5 protein-coding genes and 1 pseudogene are annotated in these 12,183 nt (G+C 45.9%); 4 read left to right on the top strand and 2 right to left on the bottom strand.

Annotated features, from left to right (window positions below; translation table 11 throughout):
* The coding region (locus tag BM210_RS31565) for a dihydrofolate reductase family protein (RefSeq protein ID WP_177238114.1) at positions 1–232 on the top strand (232 nt) is incomplete at its 5' end.
* An 815-nt stretch (positions 233–1,047) separates the two neighbouring features.
* On the opposite strand, the gene BM210_RS31555 is transcribed toward BM210_RS31565, so the two are convergent.
* Positions 1,048–2,013 carry a DMT family transporter gene (locus BM210_RS31555; RefSeq protein WP_091176668.1) on the bottom strand — a complete coding sequence of 322 codons (966 nt, stop codon included), beginning with the start codon at positions 2,011–2,013 and terminating at the stop codon, positions 1,048–1,050.
* A 162-nt stretch (positions 2,014–2,175) separates the two neighbouring features.
* Here BM210_RS31555 and BM210_RS31550 point away from each other — a divergent pair, with 162 nt between their 5' ends.
* Positions 2,176–3,060, top strand: a complete 885-nt coding sequence (locus BM210_RS31550) for a LysR family transcriptional regulator (RefSeq protein WP_091176671.1) — start codon at positions 2,176–2,178, stop codon at positions 3,058–3,060.
* Positions 3,061–3,067: 7 nt separating this feature from the next.
* Here BM210_RS31550 and BM210_RS35970 read toward each other — a convergent pair.
* A pseudogene (locus BM210_RS35970) lies at positions 3,068–3,466 on the bottom strand (IS6 family transposase); the annotation flags it as partial.
* Between the two features lie 796 nt (positions 3,467–4,262).
* On the opposite strand from BM210_RS35970, the gene BM210_RS31540 reads away from it, so the two are divergent.
* Together BM210_RS31540 and BM210_RS36390 are read left to right on the top strand one after the other, a co-directional pair.
* Positions 4,263–4,799 carry a hypothetical protein gene (locus BM210_RS31540; RefSeq protein WP_091176666.1) on the top strand — a complete coding sequence of 179 codons (537 nt, stop codon included), beginning with the start codon at positions 4,263–4,265 and terminating at the stop codon, positions 4,797–4,799.
* A gap of 795 nt (positions 4,800–5,594) precedes the next feature.
* Positions 5,595–12,152 carry a fibronectin type III domain-containing protein gene (locus BM210_RS36390; RefSeq protein ID WP_218184998.1) on the top strand — a complete coding sequence of 2,186 codons (6,558 nt, stop codon included), beginning with the start codon at positions 5,595–5,597 and terminating at the stop codon, positions 12,150–12,152.
* Positions 12,153–12,183 lie beyond the last annotated feature (31 nt).

Below are 12,183 nucleotides of genomic sequence, written 5' to 3'. Positions count from 1 at the left end.
ACTCAAGGAGCAGCCCGGCAAAAATCTCGTTATCTTCGGCAGCCCGGGAGCGGCAAAGACGCTGCTTAAGCTCGGCCTGATCGACGAATTCCTGCTTACAATTTGTCCGGTCGTCCTGGGCGGCGGAAAATCGGTATTCGACGGCGGCGGCGAGAAAATCAGGCTCAAGCTGCTGTCCAGCCGAACGCTCAAGTCGGGCATTATCGCGGCCCGCTATGAGTTGGAGAAATAGCCGTACAAGGTGTTCCGCTAACGGGCAGCATACCTATAATGAAGAAATACGAGAGTTGAGAAACAAAAAGGCTCCTTGGTATGATGTTATGGGTCCTAGATGCTAGCCAGCGACGGAACCGCATTGAAGGAAATACCAATACCATCTTAACTACCGTTCCAGTAGGTGTACAGGCAGAGGGTGTAGGGGTGAATCTTTAACCGGAAGTTTACGACTGAATAGCAACCGGTTTTGGCTGATGGGGTAATGAAGAGTACGTAACGATGATAGCTGGAAACGAGCTAACGGGTACGTTACTTCAATAAGAATCACCGACTTGCTTCGCAGTCGGATGATCCCTATTTTTGAAAAACTACGGTAAACTATAAGCTTAATATTGAATAAAAGATGAAACCCTCCTATTTTTAGCAAAACTAGAGTTAACGAAACTTGGGAGGGTTTTTATTATGAATTTAATGGATCTGAGGGTGCTAAATAAGGCTGATAAACGTATTCTGGGATTTAGTTCACACAATGAAAGCATACGCTCTACAATTAAAGATGTTAGTTCTTGAACTTGGTGACCTTGAGCTAGAGAAAATATCTCTAATCTTACTTAAAGACTATTTGGCTAGGGTATCAGAGAGATTAAAACCTAGTAGTTTAGGCCATTTGAGGAAGGACATCTCACGCGGAATCTCATCATCCAAAATTCGATATCAAGATGCACTTCTCGTAGCCGCGAAAGCTGTTGGATAAGTTGTTTGCAGTTATTACCAATTGGACTAGAAGAGATGTAGGAACTGTTCTATTTCTATTGGGCAGCTACATATCTCTTATTTAGGCACACGGCCAGCAGAATAAGCGCTGTTGTCATTCAAGCGTAGTGTTTTCCTCTGGTGCGCATTGTTCCGTATTAGGGCAAAGATAATGAGCAGCGTCCCGTAAAATTCATAGTTGCTGATTTGATAGCCTTGAAAGGCCATAATAACGAATGTGGTAATTGGAACACAATTAATAAATAATATGCCGTTAATCGGTGATAGCAATTTAATGCCTGAATTCCAGCAGAGCAAGGCTGCCAGCCCTGGCAATAAGATCATGAAGGACATTTCATATTTAATCGAGAGTATTGTGTGCATGGTAGGAACGGGAAGCAAATGAAAGACGGAGGCCAGTGTAACGATGATGAAGGACACTGCGCTTCCAAGCAAGCAGGTTATCGTAGAATAGCGCAAGATCGACCAATCTCTAAAATGGTTCCCCCCCATCGAGTACACCACCCATCCTATAACTCCCGTAAAAACCAGAAGTAAAGGAATAAGATGTTGTCCAGCCATCATGAAAAATGCCAATTTCCCGTTGGTGATAACGAGTAAAGCACCGGCGAGCGCGATACCTACACTCGTGAGTGTATATGTATTCGGCGCTTTTTTTGTCGTGATCCACAAGACTATAATGGAGATTATCGGCATGAGGACTTCCATTATGGAGGCGACGATTGTACCCGACGCCCCCATGAGTTGCTGTCCGAGGAAGACGCTCATGTTATAGACTGTAAATGCCATTGTTCCCAGAAACAATAATGTCTTACCCCTTCCTTCCAGGCGAAATGACGCTCTTCCCTCCTTCATCCAAAGCAACATACTGAGAATGACGGCAACGGCGAAATAACGGATAAATGAAAAATAGAATGGGTCAATTATCTGCAATGCTATGTGTGCAACAGGAAACATAGCCCCCCACGACATACTTGCAATGAGGCACAGAATGGAACCTATGACGATTTGTTTTTTTAGCATGTATAGTCTCTCCCTAGCAAGAACCTGCCAACTTCTTTGTACATTACCCATTATAGGAGGGAGAAAGGTTATAGTAAAATGATTGATAATAAAGTTTATAATCATTTATAATGATATTTGACAGAAGTTATATATCTAATTATGAGCAGAGGCGAGGTTGAATTGGAGTTTAATGATTTGAAAATTTTTCAGACTGTTGCTACGCATGGAAGTGTCAGTAAAGCCGCATTGGAGCTAAACTACGTTCAATCCAATGTTACAGCAAGAATAAAGCTGCTGGAGAAAGAACTTCGGACGCCATTGTTCTATCGGCATAAGCGAGGGATGATCTTAAACCCGGAAGGAAAGCGGTTGTTAGAACATTCGAGGGCGATATTGTCGAGAATGGAGGAAATGATACACATATTTGAAGATAAGTCGAACCCCTCCGGTGTCCTAGAAATCGGTATCGTGGAGACGGTGATTGCTCTACCAGATATCTTATCCTCTTACTATAGCAAGTACCCCAATGTTGAATTATCTTTAAAAACCGGGGTTACCGATCATTTGTTACAACAAGTAATTGATATGAAGCTGGATGGAGCTTTTGTTACAGGGCCCATTAGGCATCCATTAATAGAACAGGTTGAGGTTATTCAAGAAAAGCTAGTACTTGTAACCAAAGGAGAAACCTTTTCTATCGAGGAAATAACAAAAAGGCCTCTATTGCTATACAATAAAGGTTGCGGATATCGGGAAAGACTGGAAAGGTGGATGAAGGTGGAGGGGATTATCCCGAAACAGATCATGGAATTTGGAACGTTTGGGACAATTAGAGGCAGCGTAGCTGCAGGAATAGGAATCACAATTATTCCGGAATCATCCATTTCCGATCTGGTTGCCAATGGCACCGTGTTTTGTCATAGCATACCTGAACCATATCATGAAATCACGACTATTTTTATTTGGCGAAAAGATTCATATATATCGAGCACACTACACTGCTTTATGGATGAAATTGTTGCTCGAAAGAGGCTAGAACTTGAATCGTTACCAGAGAGCAATTAATGTCGACTTTAATAAAATCATGTATAGCTGGTGAATATGCCGGGTTTTTATCCAAAGTAATCACACGAGGTAATTGATTATATGGAGAGGATAAAGCCTTTGTAAAGAAACGTTTTGCTGCTGGCATATTAAGATTTTCAGATAACATGAAATCAATCGTTTTCTCCATAGAATCCACGGCCCGATATAAATACTTCCATTGACCTTTGACTTTGATGTAGGTTTCGTCCGTGCGCACGAATTTTTTGAGGGTTTCAAATAGCTGCAGATTCGTTTATCTATTTCGGGGCCAAATTCATGGACCCATCTCATGATCGTTGTATGGGATATTTTTAGATCCCGCTAGCTCATCATTTAAACTATATTTCAAATACCATCTCACGGTAATCTCCGGTTTTCTCGGGATTTCTTTGAATAACTACCCAAGACACTGAAAAAGAGGGCTGGGCATCTGTACAAAATAGGGCATTTACTAACAAGGTACAAAAAGAAATATGTAGAAAACAATAAGGGACTTTTAAATCTTCCAATACTGTACTTAAAAGTACCCTTTCAAGCAACGCCAAAGTAAGTAGCTATTAGTATATTAAGGGAGATAGGCATAATACATCGTAATAATCTATCTCTATTTTCAATGACAGACAAGTTATTTCATGGTTTAAAACAGTATAGTGTTGAACTTATTATTGATGGATTTGAACAATTCATTGCTGTTGATAACGGAAAAATAAATCGTGAATCCACGGATTTACTAATAACAGTTATCGATGAAGCGCCAGCAAGTCGTATCGCCTACACTTCGCTTAGCTTGAGAAATGAGCTGTGCAGCTTTCTGTATGCGCGTAGAACCACCAGCTCGCTGCATATGCTCTTTTCAATTTGTCTTTACATCTGACACAGATAAAGATTCGACATCCTGTGGAAAAGAAAGTCCCTAAGTGTAGCCATGGCAAGAGTATGAAAGGAATTCTGAAATACTTCTATAAAACTGGAAAAACTATGATTAGACAAATTACAAAAAAAGAAGAATCATAACCAAATTTTCTGACTAGATCCGATGATATAATGTAAGCAGCTATAGAGGGATTACGTTGTATATTACACATTAAATGATTGACATCACTAGCAGCCATTTGTAAAATAAAAATGCCAAGTCAAGAGATCGGTTTAATCCGTTTCATCAGAAAGGAAGTTTGTAATTCATGTTTTTGCGTTCGCTTATCATTTGCTGCTACCTTATGGCCGCTTATTGGGCGTCAATCCATTTCCCTTCATTGAAGATGGTATTTTATCCAACGCTCGCCGCATTCAGCTTCTTGTTCATACATCGGATAGGCCAGCTTAAAGATGTGTTACGGATCATTATAGGAGCCATCGTTGCAGTATCGCTCGGAAGCTTCTTTTATACCATCAATACCGGGGCCGTCTCATTTTTTGCAACTGCAATTGTTACGATATCGTTGATCCAATTGTTCAAATGGAATGCAGCTCCCATATTAGCGGTTTCGTTAATTCCATACTTCGCCCACCCAGTCAGTCTATGGACACTGCCGATTGCCGTGTTGGCTTCGCTGGCAGGTCTGCTCATCCCTCTATGGCTAATTAGCAGATTGGAGCAGTTCACATGGCTTATCCGCTTAAATCAAGCTGTACTGCAGCTGCGTCGTAAAGCTTTAACTATCACCCGAATTCTAAGAGAACCACCTGCCACGGAGATCGTCCAGAAAACGAGAAACTGAGCGGTACTGGTTACCACCACATACAATACCAACATCCTGTCCTGCTCAAGCGAGCAGAATGGGATGTTTGTGATGTAACTTCCCTGTGAGTCTTGGGCAAAATAACGGCCATCTCTTTCAAGGCAGCGACGGACATACAAAAAGACCGACGGAAAACCCGCCGATTTTATTGCTTTTGCCACTGCCCATGTATTATTGCTAACCCTCTGCAATGGCAGCAAGTCGCTCCTGAATCCGTTCTGTGCAAACACCACCATGATACATGATGACGGTCTCTATGTCATAAATCGAGCAGCTTGGCGACCGAGCTTAGCGCCTGTTCCATATCGGTTGTATAAGCTTTGTTAGGCGGCACCAGCACACCCTCCTGCGAAGTTCCATAAAATACAATGAAGTTTTGTTTTCTTAAATTCTATCAACTGCATCTATGTTGAATCCTGATGCAATTTAATCAATAAGTATATATTCCTCCTTATAATGAGTAGCCCTTTCATCCGAAGGGGCTATTATATGTTAAGTAAAGTGTACTCATTAGATCAGTACAGTATAATCATTAGCTCAGATCGTGTTAAAAGCGCTTCAAATGTTGGTATCTATAATGAAGCCGAGCAAATGATTATTTATGTCATTAGGCAGCCCGGATAAGATATAGAGCGAGACAGGATTCTAACTCAAAACATAAGGAGGTCGGATGTATTTACACGAATCTCGACATGTGGATATAAGTGAACCAGCCAACAGAGATTCAAAAGATGAACATGCTCAAGGATTTGAAAAATGAAAGGAAAGTGGAAAATGAAGCATCGCAAGTTAAACAAGATCTTTGCCATCATTCTTACGATTACTTTAGTGCTGAGTTTTCTGCCGCAGGTTTACGTACCCTCGGCATTGGCAGCCGCAACAAATTTGCCTTCGGGCTGGACCGATGTGGCGATGAATGATGGCATTTCGAGCGGAAACGCAATGGTGAAATCGACCAGCGCAAACTATGATAGCACGACCCAAACATTTACAATCGCCGGTTCGGAAGGCAAGCTTCAATCCACTGGTGATTCCGCTTATTTTGTAAATACAACGATCAGCGGGGATTTTGTCGCTACGGCCAGAGTGGCGTCCTTTGCTCCTTTTGGAACGCAACCCACGACGACTACACCTCAAGCCATGCTGATGCTGAAGAACGGTACGATGAAGGCTGGCAATGGTTTTTTCGCGGTGTTTAACAACACCAATGTTGTGGCATACCAGCGTATTCCATCTACAAAGACTGTAAACGCGTCTCCGGCAATTACGGCTACGGCTCCTTTTTACTTGCGTTTGGAGAAAGTCGGAAATAAATATAATACTTATTATTCGAAAGACGGCAGCTCCTTTGGGACTGCTTATGCTACAGTTACCGACTCTACGTACGTAATTGACAACGATAACAACAACGCCACGTTGAATATTGGTCTTGCGGTTACGGAAGCCAATGTAAAGTTTGACAATATGGTGATCAAAAGACCTGACGGAACGGTGCTTTTCGGTGGGGACCCAGCGCCGCCGCCAAATGCGCCGACCGGTTTAACGGTTGTGAATCCGGGCAGCAATGCGAAGGTCGATTTGTCCTGGACTGCAGCGAGCGGGGCGGCCAACTATACGATTAGACGTGGTACGCAAAGCGGCGTATACACGGACTTGGCTACGATCCCAAGCAGCAGTACAACTTATACCGATACGACAGCCGTAAATGGAACTCAATATTTCTATGTTGTGACGGCGAAAAACTCTACAGGGCTTGAAAGCGCCTCTACATCGAATATGGTTTCGGATACCCCAGTATTGCCGAGGCCTATCGCTCCAACCGGCTTGACCGTCAATGCGGGAGACACCCAGGTTACATTGAATTGGAATGCTGCAGCCGGAGCACAAAGCTACACGGTTAAATATGCAACGGCCAGCGGAGGTCCTTACAACTCTGTGACGGGCATTTCATCCAACTCGTACACGTTAACAGGCTTAACGAACAATACAACGTATTACTTTACGGTTTCTGCTGTGAATGGCGTAGGTCCGAGCCCAGACTCAGCAGAAGTGCAGGCAACACCGGTGACATCGCCGCCGCCACAGGCGCCTATAGGTGTTAAGGCTACTGGGGCCGACACTAAGGTTAACATATCGTGGAGCGCTGTAAACGGAGCGAACAGCTACATTGTGAAGCGGAGTACGGACGGCCAGAAATTTACGACTGTGGCTGCAGGCGAGACAGTGACTAACTATACGGATACCGGCTTGACGAATGGTACGACTTATTACTACGTTGTTACGGCTGTCAACTCCCAGGGCGAGAGTGGAAACTCAGCTGTAGTCTCCGCTGTTCCTGTACAGTTGGTTGTTGGTAGCCCAGTAATATCCAAGAGCGGGGGCGGGTTTGAAACTGCCTATGTGGAATGGGCGCCTGTAAGTAATTCCCAAGGCTATAATGTATACGTTAAACCAGCAAGCGCATCGGATTCTCAATATGTACAAATGGATACTCAATTAATCCGCCAATACCCTACATATTGGAGAGCAGACGCTGTAGGGCTTCCTGCTAGAGATTATGTAATGAAAGTTGAAGCACTATTTCCAGGCGGTTCAAGTAATCATGCTGTTTCTAATATATTATCAGTAGCGCAGAATGACCGATCTGGATTTGCTTTTTCCTCCAAGTCACCATTTAAAACCGGCTCAGGTGCTTATAATGACGATGGTTCACTTAGGAGCGGCGCTCAAGTTATTTATGTAACATCTGCGACTGCAAGAACAGTGACTCTTGATGTCATAACCACTAGCAAAGGTGCTACAACAACAGGCACTGGTATAGGTGAAATTTTAAAGCTAAGGCAAAAAGGCTATGATAAAACACCGCTTGATATCAGATTTATTGGACAAGTTACAAAAGCTGATATGAATTTACAACTTAACTCCACTGGATATCTTGAAGTAAAAGGGAATGCAGCTTATAGCGAAATGAATATGACGCTTGAAGGTATCGGAGAAGATACCTATGCGTATGGATGGGGCTTCCTGGTAAGAAACGCCGGTAATGTAGAATTGAGAAACATAGGCATGATGAGATTCCCTGACGATGGTTTCTCAATGGATACAAGTAATGTGAATGTTTGGGTGCATAATAATGACCTTTTCTATGGAGATGCAGGAAGTGATGCTGACCAAGTAAAAGGTGACGGTTCAACTGATGTTAAAGGCAGCTCGACATATATCACCATCTCGTACAATCACTACTGGGATTCCGGAAAATCCTCTCTGATCGGTTTGAGTGAACCATCTGAATTTTTTGTATCCTACCACCATAACTGGTTTGACCATTCAGACTCTCGTCATCCACGTGTAAGAGTGGGAACTATTCACGTATATAATAACTATTATGATGGAGTCGCAAAATATGGTGTTGGCGCTACAACGGGAAGTTCAATCTTTGTAGAATCAAATTATTGGAGAAACGCTCATGATCCAATGATGATTTCTTTACAAGGCACGGATATTAAAGATGGTGTTGCTAATGGCACATTCTCCAAGGAATCTGGAGGCATGATTAAAGCCTACAATAATATTATTAATAATCCTAATAGCCTTATTTATGCAAACTCTGATGCAGGAACAGCTCCGGCTAATCCAACATCATTTGATGCATATTTAGCAGCGACACGAAATGAAACGGTTCCAAGTTCATACAAAACATTAGTAGGTGGAACAGCTTATAATAACTTCGATACCTTGATCGAAACGGCAGTAAATCCAGCTAACATTGATGACGTAAACAATATTCCACAAATTGTTACGAGAAAAGCTGGACGCCTCAATCAAGGAGACTTTACTTGGCAATTCGATAATTCAGTCGATGACGCATCGTCTGTTGTTAATACAGCACTGAAGAATAAAACTCTTAGTTACACAACTCAACTTATAGCTGTAGGAGGCAACTCAACACAACAAACGATACCGGCACCTAGTGCACCAACGGGCCTGACGGCAACGGCAGGTAACGCGCAGGTAGCACTGACGTGGACGGCAGTGAGCGGCGCGTCAGCCTACAATATCAAGCGCAGCACGACAAACGGAAGCGGGTATAAGCAAGTAGGCACAAGTGCAACGGCTTCGTACACAGATACTAGCGTGACGAACGGCACGACTTACTACTATGTGGTAGAAGCGAACAATGCGAGTGGCACGAGCGCAGCATCCTCGCAAGCAAGCGCAACGCCAACAGCAGCGAACAACGGTGGATCCGGCGGATCGGGCAGCAGTATCATGTTGATTAATGATAATTTTGAAAGTACGGCAACGTTGACGGATTTGGGCTACACGGTAACCGTTCCAGCTCCTTCTTCAGGCACTGCACTCGATGCATCCATTGCTTCTCCATCGACAGCTCTGCCGGGAAGCACCAAAAGCCTGTACCTACACGATACGGATAAGAGTACAAGCACGCAGTTGGTTAAAGTGAGCAAGGCATTTGCACCTCAAAACGGGGTGGTAACGACCGAGTTCGATTACATGCTGACAGCAGCAGCAAGCGCGACCAAAGTCATCCGTCTGTTAAGCTCGACCGGAGCGGTAGCCGTTGAAATTCAAACCGCCAAAGATGGATCGGCTACGGTATTCTCTTACAAGACAGTACCGGTAGGGCAGACTTCGGCGACAGATAATGTTATGGCAGCATATGCAATCAATACCTGGTATCATTTCAAAATCGTAGCGGACGTATCAGCACAAACCGCGGATGTGTACATCAACGGAACGAAGCAAAAAAATATGCCATTGCCATTCTACACGGCAACGACAGTGACGAACATCGGTTCAATCGAAACATCGACGCCAGGCTCCAACACGATTGACCAGTATTTGGATAATATTTCGCTTATTGCTGTTGGAGAAACTCCGGTTGTTCCGGCACCTACCTCACCGACAGGCCTGACGGCAACGGCGGGCAACGCTCAGGTAGCGCTAGCGTGGACAGCAGTCAACGGCGCGATCAGCTATAACATCAAACGCAGCACGACGAGCGGAAGCGGCTATACGCAAGTAGGCACCAGTGCAACGGCGTCTTACACGGATAGAGGTTTGAAGAACGGAACGACCTACTACTATGTGGTAGAAGCAACCAATGCTAGCGGCACGAGCCCAGCATCTGCGGAAGCAAGCGCAACACTAACAGCACCAGTGCAAGCGCCAGCGGCTCCAACGGGCCTGACGGCAACGGCGGGCAACGCTCTGTTAGTACTGGCATGGACAGCGGTCAACGACGCGACCAGCTATAACATCAAACGCAGCACGACGAGCGGAAGCGGCTATACGCAAGTAGGCACCAGTGCAACCGCGTCTTACACGGATAGCGGCTTGACGAACGGAACTACCTACTACTATGTGGTAGAAGCAACCAATGCTAGCGGCACGAGCCCAGCATCTGCGGAAGCAAGCGCAACACCAACAGCACCAGCACCAGTGCAAGCGCCAGCGGCTCCAACGGGCCTGACGGCAACGGCGGGCAACGCTCAGGTAGCATTGGCGTGGACAGCGGTCAACGACGCGACCAGCTATAACATCAAACGCAGCACGACGAGCGGAAGCGGCTATACACAAGTCGGCACCAGTGCAACGGCGTCTTACCCAGATAGCGGCTTGACGAACGGAACGACCTACTACTATGTGGTAGAAGCAACCAATGCTAGTGGCTCGAGCCCAGCATCTGCGGAAGCAAGCGCAACACCAACAGCACCAATGCAAGCGCCAGTGGCTCCAACGGGCCTGACGGCAGCGGCGGGCAACGCTCTGGTAGTACTGGCATGGACAGCGGTCAACGACGCGACCAGCTATAACATCAAACGCAGCACGACGAGCGAAAACGGCTATGACAGCATCGCGACCATAACCGCAGCAACTTACTCGGATACCAGTGTAAGCAACGGAACGACCTACTACTACGTCGTAACGGCTGCTAATACGGCAGGCGAAAGCGCGGTCTCGATTGTGGCAAGTGCAACGCCAAGAAGCAGCTCGAGCAGCAGTACGAGCAGCAGTACGAGCAGCGGCGGCGGCTCGTCAACAGGATCTCCGAGCAGCAGCACTGTAACATCGAATAAAGACGGCTCCGTCTCCATCAACACGACGGCGACGATGCAGAAGACTATGGACGGCAAGACCGCAGCCGTGGTTACGCTGGACAGCGCTACGCTGGATCAAGCGATCAACAACAGTATGTCAAACAACAATAAAGCAGTGGTGGTTGAAGTCAAGAGTGATGGAACGGTGGCACAAGTCAATCTTCCAGCCTCGTTCTTGCTGAATGCTTCCAAGCAATCCTCGAATACGGTATTGGTAGTGAAATTCGATAATGCGACCTATGCCCTTCCGGTGAGCCTGCTGGATATCGATTCGCTGGCCAAATCGATAGGGGCGGACGTGAAAGATGTGAAAGTGAACATTGTGATTGAACAGGTCAGCGGCAGCCTGGCAGATCAGATTGCGAGCGCAACGAAGCAAGTGGGAGCACAGCTACTGACCCCAGCCGTCGATTTCACAGTAACGGTTGAAGCCAACGGAAAGAGTGTCTCCGTCAACGATTTTGGCAACACCTATGTCTCCCGTACGCTGGAGCTGAGCAGTACGGTGGACAACAAGCAAGCGACAGCGGTGATGATCGACCCGGCTACAGGCGAAATGACCTTCGTACCGGCAACCTTCCAGGTAGTCGACGGCAAAACGGAAGTGACGATCAGCCGTCCGGGCAACTCGATCTACTCGGTTGTACAGTTCAACAAATCGTTTGCGGACATGAAGGGCCACTGGGCTAAAGACGACGTCGAATTGCTGGCATCGAAGCTGCTGGTCAAAGGCCGTACGGAAACCACGTTTGATCCGCAAAGCTCCATTTCCCGTGCAGAATTTGCAGCGATGCTGGTGAGAGGCTTGGGACTCGGCGAAGACAAAACAAACAACTTCAAGGATGTATCGGCAAACGATTGGTACATGGGCATCGTCGGAGTTGCTGCAAAAGCGGGCTTGATCGAAGGAGACGAGAGCGGCAAGTTTAACCCGAACGCCTCCATCACCCGCGAGGAAATGGCCGTGATGATCAACCGGGCCATGGCCTTTGTCGGTAAGAAAACGAGCGGTGACGTCAATCAGTTGAATGCGTTCAAGGATGCGAACTCGATCAGCACATGGGCGAAGGATGCGGTAGCCAAAGGGGTAATGGCAGGGCTGTTGAACGGCAAGAGCGCAAATGCGTTTGAGCCTTCCGCAACCGCTAACCGTGCCGAAGCGGCTGTCCTGCTGAAGCGTCTGATGCAAACAGTAGGATTCATAAACTAATCATAATCTAAGAGGGCTGTCCCAAAAGTCA

The organism is Paenibacillus sp. 1_12, assembly GCF_900114475.1.
Lineage (GTDB): Bacteria > Bacillota > Bacilli > Paenibacillales > NBRC-103111 > Paenibacillus_S.
Note: the sequence above shows the minus strand (reverse complement) of the source record. Positions and strands in the feature narration are given on the sequence as shown.